This is a genomic window from Pilosibacter sp. NGB245 (assembly GCF_057397225.1).
Genome location: NZ_CM171584.1, coordinates 104,073 through 123,759, shown reverse-complemented (window position 1 = coordinate 123,759; position 19,687 = coordinate 104,073). Strand labels below are relative to the sequence as shown.

16 protein-coding genes are annotated in these 19,687 nt (G+C 49.5%); 5 read left to right on the top strand and 11 right to left on the bottom strand.

Annotated features, from left to right (window positions below):
- Positions 1 to 130: 130 nt before the first annotated feature.
- Entirely contained in the window at positions 131 to 1,273 is a 1,143-nt protein-coding gene (locus ACXMYH_RS00555) for a M20 family metallopeptidase (protein WP_486555289.1), read from the bottom strand.
- A gap of 202 nt (positions 1,274 to 1,475) precedes the next feature.
- Here ACXMYH_RS00555 and ACXMYH_RS00550 point away from each other — a divergent pair, with 202 nt between their 5' ends.
- From ACXMYH_RS00550 to ACXMYH_RS00530, 5 genes are all read left to right on the top strand, one after another.
- Positions 1,476 to 2,099 (top strand): MBL fold metallo-hydrolase, encoded by a 624-nt coding sequence (locus ACXMYH_RS00550; protein WP_486555288.1) that lies wholly within the window; start codon positions 1,476 to 1,478, stop codon positions 2,097 to 2,099.
- Between the two features lie 312 nt (positions 2,100 to 2,411).
- Positions 2,412 to 2,894, top strand: coding sequence for a LeuD/DmdB family oxidoreductase small subunit (locus ACXMYH_RS00545; protein ID WP_015553998.1), 483 nt, complete (start codon positions 2,412 to 2,414; stop codon positions 2,892 to 2,894).
- A gap of 4 nt (positions 2,895 to 2,898) precedes the next feature.
- Positions 2,899 to 4,149 (top strand): 3-isopropylmalate dehydratase large subunit, encoded by a 1,251-nt coding sequence (locus ACXMYH_RS00540; protein ID WP_486555287.1) that lies wholly within the window; start codon positions 2,899 to 2,901, stop codon positions 4,147 to 4,149.
- A 325-nt stretch (positions 4,150 to 4,474) separates the two neighbouring features.
- Positions 4,475 to 4,966, top strand: coding sequence for a LeuD/DmdB family oxidoreductase small subunit (locus tag ACXMYH_RS00535; protein ID WP_486555286.1), 492 nt, complete (start codon positions 4,475 to 4,477; stop codon positions 4,964 to 4,966).
- Positions 4,967 to 4,982: 16 nt separating this feature from the next.
- Positions 4,983 to 6,227 (top strand): 3-isopropylmalate dehydratase large subunit, encoded by a 1,245-nt coding sequence (locus tag ACXMYH_RS00530; protein ID WP_486555285.1) that lies wholly within the window; start codon positions 4,983 to 4,985, stop codon positions 6,225 to 6,227.
- Positions 6,228 to 6,398: 171 nt separating this feature from the next.
- On the opposite strand, the gene ACXMYH_RS00525 is transcribed toward ACXMYH_RS00530, so the two are convergent.
- From ACXMYH_RS00525 to ACXMYH_RS00480, 10 genes are all read right to left on the bottom strand, one after another.
- On the bottom strand, positions 6,399 to 7,778 hold the full coding sequence (locus ACXMYH_RS00525; protein WP_486555284.1) for an MATE family efflux transporter: 1,380 nt from the start codon (positions 7,776 to 7,778) through the stop codon (positions 6,399 to 6,401).
- Complete coding sequence (locus tag ACXMYH_RS00520) at positions 7,765 to 8,211, bottom strand: MarR family winged helix-turn-helix transcriptional regulator (RefSeq protein ID WP_021903993.1); 447 nt, start codon at positions 8,209 to 8,211, stop codon at positions 7,765 to 7,767. The genes ACXMYH_RS00525 and ACXMYH_RS00520 overlap by 14 nt, the downstream gene beginning before the upstream one ends.
- 312 nt (positions 8,212 to 8,523) lie before the next feature.
- Positions 8,524 to 9,075: an anaerobic ribonucleoside-triphosphate reductase activating protein gene (gene nrdG, locus ACXMYH_RS00515; RefSeq protein WP_486555283.1), complete on the bottom strand. Its 552-nt coding sequence runs from the start codon at positions 9,073 to 9,075 to the stop codon at positions 8,524 to 8,526.
- Complete coding sequence (gene nrdD, locus ACXMYH_RS00510; protein ID WP_117503797.1) at positions 9,075 to 11,264, bottom strand: anaerobic ribonucleoside-triphosphate reductase; 2,190 nt, start codon at positions 11,262 to 11,264, stop codon at positions 9,075 to 9,077. Before nrdD ends, nrdG begins: the two co-directional genes overlap by 1 nt.
- A 581-nt stretch (positions 11,265 to 11,845) precedes the next feature.
- Entirely contained in the window at positions 11,846 to 12,718 is an 873-nt protein-coding gene (locus ACXMYH_RS00505) for a B12-binding domain-containing radical SAM protein (protein ID WP_486555282.1), read from the bottom strand.
- A gap of 20 nt (positions 12,719 to 12,738) precedes the next feature.
- Positions 12,739 to 14,283, bottom strand: a complete 1,545-nt coding sequence (locus ACXMYH_RS00500) for an ATP-binding protein (protein WP_486555281.1) — start codon at positions 14,281 to 14,283, stop codon at positions 12,739 to 12,741.
- Positions 14,284 to 14,478: 195 nt separating this feature from the next.
- Positions 14,479 to 15,843: a vWA domain-containing protein gene (locus ACXMYH_RS00495; RefSeq protein WP_215702006.1), complete on the bottom strand. Its 1,365-nt coding sequence runs from the start codon at positions 15,841 to 15,843 to the stop codon at positions 14,479 to 14,481.
- A gap of 17 nt (positions 15,844 to 15,860) precedes the next feature.
- The gene (locus ACXMYH_RS00490) at positions 15,861 to 16,796 is read right to left on the bottom strand and encodes a leucine-rich repeat protein (protein ID WP_486555280.1); all 936 of its coding nucleotides are present in this window, start codon (positions 16,794 to 16,796) and stop codon (positions 15,861 to 15,863) included.
- 118 nt (positions 16,797 to 16,914) lie between these two features.
- Positions 16,915 to 18,291: an MATE family efflux transporter gene (locus tag ACXMYH_RS00485; protein ID WP_486555279.1), complete on the bottom strand. Its 1,377-nt coding sequence runs from the start codon at positions 18,289 to 18,291 to the stop codon at positions 16,915 to 16,917.
- A gap of 167 nt (positions 18,292 to 18,458) precedes the next feature.
- A complete protein-coding gene (locus ACXMYH_RS00480; RefSeq protein ID WP_118532211.1) occupies positions 18,459 to 19,445 on the bottom strand; it encodes a diaminopimelate dehydrogenase in 987 nt (328 codons plus the stop codon).
- Positions 19,446 to 19,687 lie beyond the last annotated feature (242 nt).

The following is a 19,687-nucleotide window of genomic DNA, read 5'->3' as shown; positions in this document are numbered from 1 at the left end:
AATCTCTGTCCGGTCACACCTTGATGTGTCCGGGCAGAGATTTTTATTTCTGTCGATTCTTCCGTTTTCTTAGATTTCTTTCATCTTCGTCCCGATCGCATGAACAATCACCTTCATGCTTTGTTATTTTTTATGATCGGCCGGACATCATATCAAGTCCTGTCATTGCCAGCACTTTTACTGCGGCAGTGAGAGCACGTCTTCCTGCTTCACCTCCTGCAGCGTCCGCAAATGCTGCTGTATGGGTTCCCAAGCCTTCGCCCACACCGATATAAAACTGGGCAGCCGGAAGTGCCTGAGTCACATTTCCCACATCCGTGGATCCGATTCCCTGAGTCAGATCCCGCGGAATGTGGTGTTCTCCGATCAGGTCCATATTTTTCTCCACTGCCGTCACAAGTTCCCGGTTGTTGCGCACATCCTTGATGAGATAACCGTCCTGTTTGATCTCAACATCTACACCGGCGCAAATCGCCGCACCCTTTGCACAGCGGTCAATGACTGCGATCACTTCTTCTAAATAGCCTGCGTCTAATGCCCGGATATTAAACCGGCATACAGCTTTCTCCGGAACAATATTCACAACGGTTCCGCCCTCCAGGATAATTCCATGAACCCTCGTGTAATCCTTAAAATGAAGTCTCTGGGAATCTACCGCATGGAACATCTGGAGAACTCCGTTTAATGCGCTGGCCCCCATCCACGGGCACGCTGCGGTATGTGCCGGTTTTCCGGTGAAGGTATAGGTCTTATTTACGGCTGCAAATGAGATATCATCTGCCATGGACATATCACTCGGATGCATGATCAGCGCCATATCCACACCATCGAAGATTCCTTCGTCCAGCATCGTGATCTTTCCGCTTCCGTTTTCCTCTGCCGGTGTTCCAAGAACCTTCAGGGTTCCGCCGATCCCGTATTTTTCCATGATCTCTTTTAATATCACACCGGCGCCGGCTCCGCTGGTGCCGATCAGATTGTGTCCGCATGCATGTCCAATTTCAGGGAGTGCGTCGTACTCGCACATAAAGGCAAAGGTCATTCCCGGCTTTCCGCTCCGGTATTCTGCCACAAATGCGGTCTCCAGAGAGCCGGCTCCCCGCTGTACTTTAAAGCCATGCTTTTCCAACAGCCCGCATAGCTGATCCTGCGCCAGCGTTTCATGGTATGCCAGCTCCGGATGAGCAAATATGCATGCACTGACCGTCTCAAACTCATCCCGGTGTTTCTCCGCCAATGTTTCGATCTCGTGCTTTACCTGTGTCAGATCCATCGTCATTTCCTCCTGTTATTCCCGATATTATATCCACTATTATACCGCGGCTGCTCCTGATTTCTCAAGCACTGATCACATAAATTTCCCACTCCGGCACAGATGGGACCTTGCTTTTCGTCCATTGAATCTCCCTGCGTTTCATGATAAAATATAGTCATCTGCTCAATCATTTCTAACTGCTCGAGAGGAGGACATAATTATGAATTCTATTTCTATCACCTGGAATGGTCATTCCTGTTTTTCCATTGAAAAAGATGGTTTTTCCATTGTTTTTGATCCATATGGCCCGAATACGGTGCCGGGGCTTGCTCCACTCTCCCTCACCGCGGACATGGTGCTCTGCAGCCATGAGCACGGTGACCACGGATACACGGACGCAGTAACCTTAAAGCACAGCGGGACAAAGAACCCGTTTTCCATCACGAAGATTGACACCTGGCATGACCCGGAACAGGGGGCGCTCCGCGGGCCGAACCGAATCCACATTTTAGAATCAGATGGACTTAAAATTGCCCATATGGGTGACATCGGATGTCCTCTTACCAGAGAACAAAAGGATCTGTTAAAGCATCTCGACGCGATCCTGATCCCTGTGGGCGGTTATTATACGATCGATGCGGTCCAGGCGAAGGCTGTGGTGGATGATCTCGCGCCCCGCGTTGTGATCCCGATGCACTACCGTTCTGACCATTTCGGCTATCCGGTGATCGGACGTCTTGAGGAATTTACAGGACTCTGCCGGAATGTGGTGGAGTACGACTCCAACACACTGGTGCTGACGGCTGAGACGAGACCGCAAACGGCGGTTTTGAAGCTGAAATAACCAGATAAGTTCCATTTTTGCTGCAGTTTTCCGTGATGATCCGACCGGCAGTGTAAAGATACAACTGTCATGTCCGCTCAAATACAGAGTTTAACTGCAGCAATTTTTATGGCCTTTTCCCGGCGTTGGAAAGCATCATAATTTTATAACTTTAAGTTATGTGCCATATCAATACGCGCCATTTTATTTATGCCTGATCCTATGCTATAATGAGGAAACGAAAGAATTCATGAACTGTTAAGGCGGCTGACGGTCTGGATTTTTGCAGCTGTCTTTTAATATTTCTTAGATAAGAAAGGAACATATAAAGTCATGGCAGAAGGAACGATCTTTAAATTTCATAATGACCTTGATACCGATCAGATCATTGCATCCCAGTATCTGCTCTTACCAAATCTGGAAGAGATGAAAGAGCACACATTCGAGTCTCTTGACCCGGATTTCCCGAAAAAAGTAAAACCTGGTGATTTTGTTGTCGGCGGCGAGAACTTCGGCTGCGGTTCTTCCAGAGAACAGGCACCGGGCGTCTTAAAAGCTCTCGGCGTACAGGCTGTTGTTGCGAAATCCTTCGCGAGGATCTTCTACAGAAATGCCATCAACATCGGACTTCCGGTCATCGTCTGTAAAGACCTGCCGGATGATGTAAAGACCGGCGACACCATGGAACTTTCCATGTCTGACGGAACTGCCCACGCAAACGGAAAGACATATTCCTGCACAAAGCTGCCGGAATACATGCAGAACATCTTAAATCAGGGCGGACTGATCGCTTCTTTAAACCGTGAGGAGGACTAAGACAATGGGAATGACGATTGCAGAAAAGATCATTGCGGCGGCAGCCGGAGTTGACTACGTAAAACCGGGAGATATCCATACTGTAACATTAGACCGTATGATGAGTAACGACGGAACTACCCATCTGACCGTTGACATGTACCGCAATAAATTAAAACATCCGCATATCGCGGACACAAAGAAGATGGTATTCATTGTAGACCACAATGTTCCGTCCGACTGCCCGAAGACAGCGGCATCCCAGAAGAAGATGCGCGACTTCGCGAAGGAAAACAACATTGATTTCTGGGAGGGAAAAGGCGTCTGCCACCAGGTTATGATGGAACATTATGTATGTCCGGGTGAACTGATCTTTGGTGCTGACAGCCACACCTGCTCTTACGGCGCTCTCGGCGCCTTCGGTACAGGCGTTGGATGTACAGACCTCCTCTACGGCATGGTGACAGGAAAATCCTGGGTTCTCGTTCCGGAGACTGTAAAATTCAACCTCGTCGGAAAGCTGCCGGAAGGCGTTTACGCGAGAGACCTGATCTTGACCATCATCGGCACCATCGGCGCAAACGGCTGCAACTACCAGGTTATGGAGTTCACAGGCGAGGGCGCTAAGACATTGAGCATCAGCGAGCGTATGGTCCTCTGCAACATGGTTGTCGAGGCAGGTGCCAAGACCGGTATCTTCGAGCCGGACGAGAAAGCCATCGAATACCTGAAAGCTCACGGAAGAAAGCCGAAGGCACTCTTCACAAGCGACCCGGATGCAGTCTACGCAAGAGAATATACCTTTGACCTCTCCAAGATCCGCCCGGTAGTGGCGAAACCGGACTTCGTTGACAACCTGGTTCCGGCTGAGGAAGTCCGCGGCGTGAAGATCGACGAGGCATTCTTAGGTTCCTGCAACAACGGACGTATCGAGGATCTGAGAGTCGGCGCTTCCATCTTAAAGGGCAGACATGTTGCAGAAAAGGTTCGTTTTCTTGTCGTTCCGGCAAGTCAGACCGTTTATCTTCAGGCATTGAAGGAAGGGCTGATCGACACCTTTATTGAGGGCGGCGCGATCGTCATGAACCCGAACTGCAGCGTATGCTGGGGAAGCTGCCAGGGCGTGATCGGCGAGAACGAAGTCCTGATCAGCACCGGTACGAGAAACTTTAAGGGCCGCGCAGGTCATCCGAGCTCCAAGGTATATCTTGGATCCGCAGCGACGGTTACGGCGTCTGCTATTAAGGGCGAGATTGCATTAGCAAGTGATTTATAATCTGCACAGATTTGTAAAGACTATTTTCACTTCTGCCTGTACTTTTATACAGGCAGAAGTGTCGTTCCACCAGTAATGCCCCTATACATAGAATAAATGTAACTATTCAGTACCTTCATAGTTACGTGCAAAAATCCATTCCAGATCAGCTTCGCTGATGGGATTTTTGCCTTCCAGCCTATGTTTTCTTACGGTCAGCGCAGCAAGTGCGCAGACCTACTGAACAGTTACGGATAAATTACTTATTGGTATTTGCCAGAATGATACGGCAATATGCATTTTTGAATATGATCACTATATTTGTATAGAAATCGAGGATATTTACATGGAAAAAATGACTGGAAAGATCTGGGTTCTGGGCGATGACATCGACACCGATATCATCATCCCGACCGAGTACCTTGCATTAAAGACCATTGACGATATGAAACAGTATGGATTTTCCCCGCTCCGCCCGGAGCTGGCTGCCCAGATCAAGCCCGGTGACATCATCGTTGCCGGAAAAAACTTCGGCTGCGGTTCTTCCAGAGAACAGGCACCGGAGATCATCAAAGCGTTGGGAATCCAGTGCGTGATCGCGAAATCCTTCGCGAGGATCTTCTTCCGTAACTCCATCAACAACGGCCTGCTCCTCATCGAACAGCCGACACTCTACGATGACATCAAAGAGGGCGATACCGTATCCGTTGTGATAAACGAACACATCGACTACAACGGAAAAGAGTACCCGATTGCGTCTCTTCCCGAGAATCTGATGGACATTATCCGCGCAGGCGGCCTTGTCAAGGCCATGCGCAAGCTGAATGGTTTGGACTGAACGGGAGGAAAACGAAATGGGAAAGACTGTAATTGAGAAGATCGTTGAACATAACACCGGCAGGTCCGTAAAGCCGGGCGATATCGTGACCGTAAATGTTGACCGCGTCATGATCCACGACATTTTTATTCCGTTCGTGGCGGAGAAATTTAAAGAGATGGGCTTTGAAAAGCTGTGGGATCCGGATAAGGTCGTTCTGATCTACGACCACCTTGTTCCGGCAAGCCAGCTTGACGATACAAGACATTTCCATGTCGGCGATGCATTTGCCGCAAAATATGGCATGACCCACGTCCACAGAAGTGACGGAATCTGCCACCAGTTAATGACAGAAGCCGGATATGTAAAACCGGGCGATGTTGCCTTCGGTACAGACAGCCACACAACGACCTACGGCTGTGTCGGCGCATTCTCCTCCGGAATCGGATATACGGAGATGGCCAGCATCCTGGGAACCGGAACCATGTGGATCCGTGTGCCGGAGACCATCAAAGTCGTTATCAACGGAAAACTGCCGGAGAATGTTATGTCCAAGGACGTAATTCTCCGTCTCATCGGTGATCTCGGCGCGGACGGCGCTACTTATAAGGCTCTGGAGTTCTCCGGAAGCGCAGTGGAGAGCATGACAGTCGCAAGCCGTATGACGATCTCCAACATGGCCATTGAGGCCGGCGCAAAGTGCGCTCTGTTCACACCGGACGAGAAGACGGCGGAATACTGCAATGTTACCTTAAATGACTACCAGAAGAGTCTTTTCGGCGACGCAGACGCAAATTACTGCCGCGTGATGGAATACAACGCCGAGGATTTTGTTCCGGTCATGGCATGTCCGTCTCAGGTCGACAAGATCCGCAATGTCAGCGAACTTGAAGGCACAGAGATCGATCAGGTATTCATCGGTTCCTGCACAAACGGACGTCTTGAGGATCTGGCTGCGGCTGCGGAAGTTTTAAAGGGCAGACAGGTTGCAAAATTTGTAAAGCTCATCGTGACTCCGGCAAGCCGCAAGATCTACAAACAGGCTGCTGATCTCGGAATCCTTGAGACACTGGCCGAGGCAGGCGCTATGATCACCCACCCGGGCTGCGGCCTCTGCTGCGGACGCGCGGGCGGTATCCTGACTGACGGTGAACGTGTTGTCGCTACCAACAACCGCAACTTCCTTGGACGTATGGGAACATCCAAAGTCCAGATCTATCTCGCCTCCCCGAGAACAGCTGCGGCATGCGCGGTGGCCGGTAAGATCGTTTGTCCGGAATAAACGGGTGTCTCTTATTCCGCCAGCCTGAATTTCAGGTCAGCGTAGGATAAATTAGATTTATATTCATAAAAAATTAAGGTCGAAAGTTTCAAATTCGTATTGGAAGTTGAAACTTTCGACCTTTTATATTGCTTAAATTATGCTTTTCGGGATTGTCTTTTCCCATATCCCTTACGCCGCTGCTTTCTTTGTACCCTCAATGAGTCTCAGCGCTTTCCTGAACTGGATCGCAAAAATAATCGCCGTAAACGTCACCGCAATCGTGTCCGCGATCGGCTCCGCCATGTAGACACCCATCGTTTTATTGCTGACGAACATCGGAACGATGAAGATTAACGGAAGCAGAAGCACGAATTTACGCACAACCGCAACGATGATCGAACATACTGCATATCCGATGGCAACGAAGGTCATCTGGCAGGCGAGCTGGATTCCAAAGAGGAACATCGCACCGCAGTAGATCCGCAGAGCGCCTGCAGTGAAGGAAACGAGTTCTGGATCGGAGCTGAAGATTCCCGCGAAGGTTGCCGGGAAAAGCTGGACAAAGAGCCAGAACAACGTGGAATAGATCAGGGAGATCACGAGATGGAGCTTGAATGTCTTCTTCATACGGTCGATATTTCTCGCTCCGTAGTTATAGCTCATGATCGGCTGCGCTCCCTGTCCGATTCCCTGGAGCGGCAGCATTGCAAACTGCATCGTACTTGTAAGGATCGTCATGGCACCGACTGCCAGATCTCCGCCGTACTTTAACAGGGAAGAGTTAAAGCATACCGAGATAACACTCTCGCTGGACTGCATCACAAACGTAGAAAGTCCCAGCGCAAGACACGGGAAAACGATAGATGGAACCGGCTTTAAATACTCCTTTTTGATCCGTAAGAAGGTCTTCTTTCCGGTCAGGAACGCGAGAACCCATCCGCAGGATACCGCCTGAGAGATGATCGTCGCGAGAGCCGCACCCTTTACGCCCATGCCAAACCCGAAGATAAAGATCGGGTCCAGAATGATGTTGCAGACAGCTCCGATGGTAACCGTCAGCATACTGGTCTTTGAAAATCCCTGGGCCGTGATGAACATGTTCATGCCTAACGTCATCTGGACAAAGATCGTTCCGACAGCGTAAATACTCATGTAATCAACGGCATAGCCGATAGTGTTTTCACTGGCTCCAAAAGTCAAGAGCATAGAGCGGCCAAACAACAGTAAGACTGCTGTCAGGATCGCAGAAATGATGATCTGAACCGTAAAACAGCCGCTGAGAATCTTTTCCGCGGAATCCATATCATCTTTTCCCATAAAGATCGACGCTCTCGGCGCACCGCCGGAGCCTACGAGGGCCGCGAAGGCGGAGACCACCATAATGATCGGCAGGCAGACACCGACACCGGTCAGGGCGAGACTTCCGCTTCCCGGGATATGTCCAATGTAAATCCGGTCAACGATATTGTACAGCATGTTGACGATCTGTGCGATGACAGATGGAACGGCAAGCTTAAAGAGGAGTTTTCCGATCGGCTCTGTCCCAAGAAATTCTTTACTGTTGTTCATGCAGTTTTCCTTCTTTCCTGTAATCTGAGATGTTTGAATTGATCCGGTTCATAAGTTCGAACAGCATCCGGTGCTCTTCCGGGGTGAATCCGCGGCAGATGATCTCGGCGGCCCGTTTCTGGACGTTTTTCCCGTCAGAGACCATCGGCGCAGCGGCGTCCGTGAGTTTCAGATGGATCGTCCTCCGGTCCGTCCCATAATATTCCCCAGTGAGCAGTCCGCGCTCTTCCAATGAGCGGACAGACATGGAGACATGGGACTTTGTGAACGCCCGCTTCTTGATGATCTGGGCGGCGGTATCGCACTCCGGATTGTTGGCGAGAAACAGCAGAATATTGAATTCCATCTGGGTCAGCCCGTATTTTTTGCAGACCGGATCAATGAGCCCCGTATAGAAATCCCGGCTGTCCGCCATAAAATCAACAAATTTCATGTGTATCACCTCTGATTCAAAAGTGAACTGTTCTATTTAGAACTATATTAGTATACGAGAATACTCTCCAAAAGTCAAGAGCAGCGGCAGCTCTAAGCCTATCCAGATGCCATATCCAGACTTCATTTTTCACATGATGCCCTTACCTGCACTACAGATTTTATAAAAAAAGAAGTGCCTTTTGTGAGACAGGAAATTTCTCGGAATTTCCTATTACATCAAAAAAATCCGGCAGTCAAGTTGTCTTACAGAATCAAAAATCCCTGTAAAACAACCCAACTGCCGGATCTTTTCTATATATAGCTTTATATTCTAATTAAACTTCATCGAGATTCCCCGGCTCACCAGATCATGCCAGACGATCTCCCCTGTTTCCAGGGACTTTTTCACATCGATGATCCTCTGGTTCTCCGAGCCTCGGAATGCCAGTGCCACGCTGTAGAGCTCCTGGACAAACTCGCCGTCCACGAGAACGTCGATCAGGCTTAACATCTCATCGGTACACTCGCATCTCGCCCGGCTCTCACCGAGAAGCTCTTTATCGAAAAGATAACCGGTATAGCACCAGATATTTTTCTTCGGGAATCTTTCGCGCACTTTCTTTAAGAACGGGAGAAGTGCCCGCTGGTTCTCCGGCTCAAAGGGTTCTCCACCGAGAAGCGAAAGTCCATCCACATAATCCGGCTCCAGCGCCTCAAGCAGCATCTCTTCCGTCTCTTCCGTAAACGGCTTTCCATATCCGAAATCCCACGCCACATCATTAAAGCAATTTTTACAGTGATGTGTACAGCCGGACACAAAGAGGGACACGCGGACTCCCTCACCGTTTGCAATATCACATGTTTTGATCTCTCCGTAATTCATTACAGGTGCAGTACCCTTTCCTTAATTTCCTGTGTTCTGCCCTGATTCCAGAACTGTGTTCCGATGTATCCGCAGGTACGTCTTGCAACGTTGAGCTTGCTCTGGTCACGGTTTCCGCAATGCGGGCATTCCCATACGAGCTTTCCGTCATCCTCGATGATCTTGATCTCGCCGTCGTAGCCGCATACCTGACAGTAATCGCTCTTCGTATTTAACTCCGCGTACATGATATTGTCATAGATGTAGCGGATGACCTGAAGAACAGCCGGGATATTATCCTGCATGTTCGGAACTTCCACGTAGCTGATCGCTCCGCCCGGGGACAGTGCCTGAAATTCAGACTCTAATTTTAACTTACTGAAGGCGTCGATCGGTTCCGTTACATGTACATGGTAGCTGTTCGTGATGTAGTTTCTGTCGGTTACGCCCTTTACGATACCGAAACGTCTCTGGAGACTCTTCGCAAAAGAGTAGGTTGTGGATTCCAGCGGGGTTCCGTAGATGCTGTAATCGATATTCTCCGCCTCTTTCCACTTCGTGCAGTAGTCATTTAACTTCTGCATGATCTCAAGACCAAGTTTCTTTCCTTCCGGCTCAGTTAATTTCTTCTCAATTAAGCTGTATACACATTCCCACAGGCCTGCATATCCCAGAGAAAGTGTGGAATATCCGTCATAGAGGAGCTTGTCGATGGTCTCACCTTTCTTTAAGCGGGCAAGCGCGCCATACTGCCAGAGGATCGGAGCCGCGTCGGATAAGGTTCCTTTTAATCTCTCGTGGCGGCAGCGCATTGCGCGGTGGCAGAGTTCCATTCTCTCATCAAAGATCTCCCAGAACCTGTTCATGTCTTTTCTTGCGCTGAGTCCGATATCAACAAGGTTTACCGTCACAACGCCCTGATTGAAGCGCCCATAATACTTGCGCTCGCCTTCCCGGTAGTTTCCTGCATTCGCAAGGTTTCCTTTTACGTAGGAACGGTCCGGAGTCAGGAAGGAACGGCAGCCCATGCATGTATACACATCGCCCTTTAATTCCCGCATCTTCTTCGCGGAGATGTAGTCCGGAACCATGCGCTTTGCGGTACATTTTGCCGCAAGCTCTGTTAAATAGTAATACGGCGCATCCGGAGTGATATTGTCCTCATCGAGAACATAGATCAGCTTCGGAAATGCCGGTGTGATCCATACGCCGGCTTCATTTTTAACGCCGAGATATCTCTGTTTTAAGGTCTCCTCGATGATCATCGCAAGGTCTTTTTTCTCCTGCGGATTCTTTGCCTCGTCGAGGTACATGTAAACGGTAACGAACGGTGCCTGTCCGTTTGTGGTAAGGAGTGTTACGACCTGATACTGGATCGTCTGGATTCCCTTCGTGATCTCTCTGCGGAGACGCTCCTCCGTGAGCTTATCGATCTGATCCTCTGTCACAGCAATTCCAAGATCCTTCATCTCGCCAATCACTTCCTGACGGATCTTCACTCTCGATACCTGAACGAACGGAGCGAGATGCGCAAGGCTGATGCTCTGTCCGCCATACTGGTTGCTGGCAACCTGCGCGATGATCTGGGTCGCGATGTTGCAGGCTGTGGAAAAGCTGTGCGGGCGCTCGATCAATGTCTCGCTGATCACGGTGCCGTTCTGCAGCATATCCTCCAGGTTTACAAGATCGCAGTTGTGCATATGCTGTGCAAAATAGTCGGAGTCATGGAAGTGGATGATTCCCTGCTTATCCGCCTCAACAATATCTTCCGGAAGAAGAAGTCTTCTCGTGAGATCCTTGCTGACTTCGCCAGCCATATAGTCACGCTGTACGCTGTTGACGGTCGGGTTCTTGTTGGAGTTCTCCTGCATAACCTCTTCGTTGTTGCACTCGATCAGGGACAGGATCCGGTTGTCCGTCGTATTTGCTTTCCGCACCAGAGAGCGGTCATAGCGATAGCGCACATAATTTTTTGCGATCGCAAAAGCACCGATCGCCATCAACTGGTTCTCGACCATATCCTGAATCTCTTCTACGGACACCGCACGTCCCAGCTTATTGCACTTGTACTCTACATAATCCGCGATATCCGTAAGCTGTTCCGGTGCCAGATAGGCATTTTCTGTGGCGTTGCACGCCTTCTGGACCGCATTTACGATCTTGAGCGTGTCAAAACTTTCCTCCGCTCCGTTTCTTTTGATGATCTTCATCCCTGATTCCCCGTTTCATTTCATTGTGTTGGCAGAATTGTCCGCTTTACGCACAACTGCCGTTGCCTGTTTTTCTCTTCTGTCTATTCTGCTAAAAAACACAGCTGACCTACAGGTCCGCGCATTTACTGGCCGGCCTCAGGCATGTACATTTCAGTTGCTGATAGTTTTCTTGGTTGTATATACAGTTTGTTTTTTTCAGAATTATACAGAAATTTTATCTGATTTAGATATTTTATGATTGATCTGTCGGACCTGCCGCCACAAGTCTCTTAAGGCGGTCATGTCATGTTCCCGCCACGTTATTTTTAGTCACTCACGCGAGAACGATTCTATTATAACTGTATTGTTCCCGGATTGCAAGGAGTACTGCTATATAAATATGATATACCAAAACCATATATATGGTGAAAAATTCATGATTCAAAACTATATCTTGTTGTTTTTTGAATACAATCTACAAAAAGAGGCCCCTCCGGGATCGTCCCGGAAAGCCCTGAAAAGGCATATCCCGCGAGCCATTTTTCTACCGTTTTAAGCGTCCAGAAAGCCCGCGGGACTGTTTTCTCTGCTCTTCTTACTTAAATATGGCTGCGCCATTCTTCAAGGCGGTAACGCTGTCTTTTCTTTGCGTCCTCCAGTTGTGCCAGCATTTTCGGAATATCTTCGTTAAAAGTTCCCGCAAGCACTACATAGTTGGACGCGTGGTTTGTCCGGAAGATCGTTCCGGGAGAATCAATGTGTGTTAAAAACAGCTCCATTTCCTCCACGATCTCGTCCGGGGTGATAAGCTCCATCTCCCCGCGTTTTACTTCCTCATTCATCTGGGTCCCCTCATAGAGGCGCAATGTCAGGAAGGAGGCATACTCCGGATTCATCTGATTGATCAGCTCCGCCGACTTGATGGCATGTTCCCGGATCCCTTTTCTTCCGCCGAGGCCGGAGATCAGCGTCACAGAGGTCTTGATGCCGCAGCGCTTCAATTTCTGTCCCGCCGCCGCAATCTGGGCCGCCGTCACATCCTTATGGATATGCTCCAGGACACGGTCATCGCCGGATTCCGCTCCGATATAGACCATCTCGAGTCCTGCTGCCGCTAAGGCTTTTAAATCTTCCTCAGACTTTGCCAGAACATCCTTTGCAGTCCCGTAAGAGGTGATCCGCTCCACGTACGGGAAATTTTTGTGGACATAGGCTAAAAGCTCTAAAAGAAGTTCTGTCTTTACCACCAGTGCATCACCGTCCGCAAAGAATACACGGCTGACATACGGTCCGTAATAATCGCGGCATTCGTCCAGATCCTTCATGATCTCTTCTTTTGTCCGCACTCGGAATTTTTTCACCCGGTACATGTTGCAGAAGGTGCACCGGTTATGGGCACAGCCCACAGTCACCTGAATAATTAAGCTTCTCGCCTCGCTCGGCGGGCGGTATACGGTTCCTTCGTATTCCATATGATCACTTTCCTTTCCAATTAAAATGCCCCAAGTCTGTCCAGCCTGCTCAGAATATCTGCCCGTCTCTCATCAAACAGCAGATTCTTATTGTATTCAAAATATCGTTCACACTCATTTTCCTGTAAGAACCGCACGGCCGGGACGCTGGAGTTCAGTTCTGTGATAAACACCACCATCTCCTGACTGCTTCCGTACGTTCCTTCCATGAAATCAAAGGCATACTCCAGTGTCTGTCTGGCATGAGCGCACAGATCCTCAAGTTCTGTCCGTTCGTCACCAAACAGCTCCCGGAACCGGTCGAATATCTCGTCACCACCCGATAAAAGCTCTGCTTTCACTGTCTGAAGGTATCGGTTCATATCCGCTGCGATATCGGCACAGCGATATTTTTCCTGTCTTGTGAGAAGACCGGCTTTCTGTTTCTGCTCGGATGCAGCGGTGAATGCCTCGATCTGATGGGAGAAAATGTTGATCGGAGTCTGCGGCACTGTCTTCATCGTTTCTCCGGCCTCCGTTTTATCTTCCAGACTTCTCTTGAATGCTTTCAGCTCCCCAAACAGCACTTCCAGATAATCCTCTTTCTGCGCATAAGCCTTAAACTCCACATCAAGCTTCGCTAAAATCAGGCTGATGATGGAAAGCTTCTCGTCAAACGGTGCCTTCGCCGCCTGTTCCATCAGGCGCTCGTCCTGCTTTCCTTCCAGAACTTCATCGATCTGGTACCTCGCCTGATACTTCTTATATAATTCCAGATAGTTCGCAAAATCTTTTGCGATCCGGGGATGCTCAATGTACTGCACTACAACTTCCCGGTCACAGATAAGATCCACCTTCTCGCAGACCTTTAAAAATCCGGAGAGATCTTCCCACCCACGAGGTGTCGCAAAAATCTTGCCATCCACAGTTGTCTCCACCTGGTAAAAATACTGCGGTTTTGCGGTGAGGAATGACAGGATCGCCGGATGGATATCCGCCTGTTTCGCGTATTCCTTCCAGACCTCAAAATCCGCCTCCACATCGATCTTTTTGATGCGGTCCAGGGTCGCAATATCGAATTCCCGCACGGATTTATTGTATTCCGGCGGGTTTCCTGCTGCCACGATGATCCAGCCATCCGGGATCTTATGATTTCCGAAAGTCTTATACTGCAAAAACTGCAGCATGGCCGGAGCCAGCGTCTCGGAAACGCAGTTGATCTCATCGATGAAGAGAAGTCCCTCGGAGAGTCCTGTGTCCTCGATCTTATTGTAGATCGCCGCAACGATCTCGCTCATGGTATATTCCGTCACATGGACATTCTTCCCGCCGTAAGTCTTCTCCGAGATAAACGGGAGACCGATGGCACTCTGTCTCGTATGGTGTGTGATCGTGTAGGAGACGAGACCGATCCCGCACTCCCGCGCCACCTGCTCCATGATCTGGGTCTTTCCGATTCCTGGCGGACCGATGAGCAGCACCGGGCGCTGCCGCATGGACGGGATCTCGTATTCCCCGTGTGCGTTCTTCGTCAGATACACCTGTATCGTATTTTTAATTTCCTGTTTTGCACGCTTGATGTTCATATCTTTTTACTCCGGTATAATTTTTACAGTCCGTGAACCAGCCTGTCAAACCTTTTACTTTCCGTAACTGTTCAGTACCCCCACAGTTACGCGCAAAAATCCATTCCAAATCGGCTATGCCGATAGGATTTTTGCCTTCCATTCTAAGTTTTCTTACGGTCAGCGCAGTAAATGCGCAGACCTACTGAACAGTTACTATTTTCCATCTAATATTTTCCCCACGTCCTCCATCGACTCCGGGTCCAGAATCACCTTCATCGCCCAAGGCGGAACGTCCGCGTCAGTATAATTATCCCGCATAAACACGAAGGCCGTGTCATATGGCGGCATTTTCACCGGAAATGTCCCATATCCGTCCGTAAAATAGAGAAGTCCCCGCAGCCTGCTGAACTTTCCCGCCTTGATCATCTGGTCCACATGCAGGAATGCCGGGCGGAAATCAGTCCCGCCCATGCCATGGAGTTCCATGTGGTCCATGTAATTCCGAAGATCCTCCTCGCTCTCGATCTTCACATCCTGCCGTACTTTATCGTCGCACTGCAAAATATGGATATTGACCTTCTTAAAGAAGCTCTCCGACTGAGCCAGCACCCCATAGGTCTCTTCCAGGAATTTCTTCACCAGCTCCCCGGAACATGACATCGAAGTGTCGATAACGACCACAAAATCCTCGATCCGCCGGACTTCCTTCGTCTCAAGGGGCTCGATCAACGGCATATTTCCGTATAACTGCATGCCATAATTGTAGAATACATAGTCGAACGCATCCGGATCGATCTGGACTGTCTCCTTCAGCACCGAAAATTTCTGCAAAAACTTCCGGTAATCGTACCGCTCTCGGTTCTCCACCGCCAGCTGATCCATCAGCTCCCTGGAGTCATCCGCCGCCTCGTTGGAAAACGCCTCCATCTCCGCCTGCATCTTCTCCCGCTTGTCATCCCAATCGTTTTTTCGGTTCCGGTTGGGATTCGGAGATTTCTTCTCGTCCTCTTTCTCCCATCTGGAATGATCGTCCCGGCAGAATTCCCGGCAGAGCCGCTCATATTCGATCTCCGAAAGCTCCATCTCCTGCATAGTGTGATAGATGCTCTCCGCGTTCAGTACCTTGATCTTTTTCCTCAGACGTCCGTAAAATTCCGCCCGCACCGGGGACATCGGCAGATGGACGCACGGCTTGTGGATCCCGTCGATCAGGGACTCCACAGCGATATCGCATGCCAGATTCCAGTATTCCTCTGTCCGCTTTTTTCTCGACCATGGGTGGACAAAGAGACAGTGGAAGGTCTCGTGCAGGATCATGCGGTTTACATAAACAGGATTTCTCCGGTACCAGCCGCAGATGTATCCTGTCTCAAATGATAATAAGGTTCCGTCCGTTCCGATTCCCTTGATGCTGTTATCCGCCACCGGGAACAGACCATTTAAAGCCACGTCGAGAAACCGCATGGAAAGATACAGCTCATTCCTCGCGTTCCGTATGATCTCAACGCCGATCGCCGCCAGTTCTTCCAGCGCGCCCTGCTCTCTCAGGATCGGCGACCATGCCGCATCTTCTCTCATGACGATTTCTGACCTCCTCACAAATCAAAATCAAACTTTTTCTTCTTTACGCCAAACTTCTTCCTCTGGATCTCCATAAACATCCCCAAAAGCTCCGGCAGATGCTTTTTCGAGATCTCCGTGATCAGCCCCGACATCTTATCCGCCGTCAGCGGATTCTTTTCCGGTGTTAAATACTGTCCCGCAATCCATTTTATGGTCTCCGGGTCCTCAAGAGTTCCAAGAAGTACCTCATAAAGATTCTCCATAAGAAACTTTTCATATTCCTTTTTCGCGCTCTCCCACAGTCCTTTCGGATACTGCAGCCGGGTCACCGCGATCTTCGATGCCATGAGAACCGATTCCTCTGCTTTTTCATACACAAACATTTTATCATACCTGTCAAATCGGAATTTTCGTCCCTCAAAACAGTAGCGATACTTCTGCCCTGCACCGTGGATATTGGATACCGTGATCCTGGCGGGCGTATTTTCCACCGCCTCGTCGTAGTATTCCGGGAAGATCACACGCGCAGTCTCTGTCTCCCCGTTCTCTTCCTCAAAAGTACTTGAAGCCAGTGATGTTCGTGCAGAGTCCGTGTCTCTCTCGTCCTGCATTCGATTTTGTCCGCCCTGTATAAACACATGCACTGTGACTCTCTCATTGATCTCCGTCACAAAATCCCTGAGTGCCGACTCTTCATCCACCCCCATATGCACAGTCAGACTCCTGATATTCCGGCAGCCCGTAAACACACCGCCGCCGACTTCCCGGAGCGCCCCGTAAAAATGGATCTCCTGAAGCTTCTCACATCCATAAAATTCATATCTTCCGATCCGGGTGAGTGTCCGCGGGAGATAGACTTTCTCCACCGTGCTCCCCGAAAATACCTTGTCTGCCAGTTCTGTCACCGGAAGTCCGCCTATATTTTCCGGTACCACGCAGACGGCGCCTGGTGCCAAAAGCTTTGTCACACAAGCGCCCCCATTTTTCTCTTTAAATTCAAATTCAACATCCATATTCCAGTTACACTTATTATAATTGTTCAGCAGACCAGAACAATTAGTTCACAGACCTGCCGAACAGTTATGCTTATTCTTCAATCAGTTTATTTAACTTTCTCATCGCACTAAACCGGTAATAGTATACCAGAAATGCCAGCGAAGTGATACTCCAGCTTAACGGATAGCTCGTCAGCGTCGTGTACAGTCCCGGATGGACTGCGCCCGCGCCGAATACCCAGAGCACACGCAGGATACAGGTTCCAACACAGATGATCAGCATTGGGATCAGGGCATCGCCCACGCCGCGCAGCGTACACGGATATACGTTGACGCAGATGTAGCAGAACCAGAACGGCACCAGGAAGCGGATAATACTCATGCTCTCCGCCATGACATCCACATCGTTGGTAAAGAGACTGATGAGTACCGGACCTGCCGTAAACATAAATACACCAAGTGCTGCCGTAATGATCGTCGACATGAGAAGCCCCACATAGGTGCCCTTTTTCAGACGTTTGATCTTTCCTGCACCGAAATTCTGTCCCGCAAAAGTCGTCACAGAAATTCCCATGGCATCCATGGTCATCCAGAAGATACCGTCAATCTTTCCATAAACTGCCCAGGACGCAATCGTATTCGTTCCGTATCCATTGATGTTTGCCTGAATCAGGATATTGGAGATCGAGTACATCATGGACTGGAGTCCCGCCGGAAGACCGATCTTTATGATCCTCTTTAATAATACCGGCTCCACACGGAGTTCCTTCGGGATAAAACGGTAAGATTCTTTTGTCCGGATCAGCGTTATCATAACGAGTACTGCCGATAAAAGCTGGGACATGATCGTCGCAAGCGCCGCCCCGGCAACTTCCATATGAAAACAGACTACAAACAGGAGATCCAGAGCAATATTGGTCAGGCAGCTCGCCACAAGGAAATAGAGCGGTCTCTTCGAATCTCCCACAGCTCGCAGGATCGCAGCGCCCATGTTATAGACCAGATTTCCTATGATACCCAGGAAATAGATCCTGAGGTATGTCACAGAATATCCAAGGATCTCTTCGGGAGCACCCATGGCCCGGATCGCAGCCGGAGTGAAGATCTCACCGATCACTAAGAGTGTCACACCGCCGGCCAGCGCCAGACAGAACGATGTGTGAACCGATTTCTGCACCTGCTGGTCTTCCTTTGCCCCATAGAACTGGGATACGACAACGGCCGCGCCGGAGGACATTCCGACGAAGAAACCAACTAACAGGTTGATCAACGTTCCTGTCGTACCCCCTACCGCGGAAAGTGCTTCTTTTCCAACGAATTTTCCAACGATCATGGCATCTGCCGTGTTGTAAAGCTGCTGGAAAAATGTCCCGAACAGGATCGGAAAGAAAAAGAGCAGAAGCTGCTGCCAGATCACACCGTCCGTGATCCCGTTGTAACCTGCCGGATGATTCTTCTTAAGTGTCATATCTTCACCCTCTACAAAATCCGCCATGCATGGATCCCGTTTGCAGTCTTTTCTGAATGCATGGCAATTGATACTTCCGCCCTGTATCTGTCGGCTGCGGACACAGGGCGGAGGTATGATTGATCAAAGGCCGGCTCTTTCGCCGCCTTTAAAGGTTCTTTTTATGATTACAGGAGATTCTTTCTGAGTTCCTCACCGCTCTTTGCGGAAAGGTATGCCGGCGGAATGTCAAGAATGGTCTTGCATCCGCTCATTCCCTCCTGTTTCATGCGGAATGCGGCGCGGGCACAGCAAACGATCACGGAGGAAGTGAACTCCGGGTTGGAATCCAGTTTCAGACGATACTCAATCACATGTGTATTCTCCTGATTCCATCCGGTCTTTCCGTTTCTGATCACGAAACCGCCGTGCGGGAGTGTGGAGTGGTCACGCTTCATCTCTTCCTCGCTGATGAAATGAACCGTTGTATCATAGTCGGAGAAGTAGTTCGGCATCGTTACGATCTCTTTTTCGATGCGTGCAAGATCAGCACCCTCTTCAGCAACAACATAGCATTCTCTTGTGTGTTTCTCTCTCGTTGTGAGCTCCGGAGTCTCGCCGTTTCTGATTCTCTCCAATACGCTCTCAACCGGGACTGTATACTGTCTTGCGTCCTTCACGCCATCAATGCGGCGGATCGCGTCGGAATGCCCCTGGCTTACACCTTTGCCCCAGAATGTATAGTCTTTACCATCCGGGAGAATTGCATTTGCGTATACACGATTTAAGGAGAACATACCCGGATCCCAGCCTGCGGAGATCACTGCTACATTTCCTGCTTCCTTTGCCGCTGCATCGACAGCTGCAAAATGCTCCGGAATTCTCGCGTGTGTGTCAAAGCTGTCCACTACGGTGAAATATTTCGCATACTCCGGTGTCTGCACCGGAAGATCTGTCGCACTTCCGCCGCAAAGGATCAGGACATCGATCTTATCTGTCATATGTTTCGCTTCGTCCGCATGGTAAACCTTTGCGCTTTCGGTCAGGATCCTGACATTTTTCGGATCTCTTCTTGTAAATACTGCCGCAAGCTCCATATCCGGATTCTGTTTGATGGCGCACTCAACGCCGCGTCCAAGATTTCCATAACCCATAATTCCGATTCTGATCGTCATATTGTTCTCCTCTTCTTTCTTTATTTAATGTCGCTATCTCCATTTTACCAATAGGCTGTTATAGTGTCAATTGAAATAAGTTTAACGAATTTGTCTCCTGTTTCTTCCAGATGCACCTGCAAAACCTGCCACCGGAATGTTCTTCTGGGAACGCGGCAATGAAAAAAGAAACAACGGAATCCGAAATCCTTTTTCTCAAAGATCCCTAAGTCCGTTGTTTACATATTTTGTAACTATTCAGT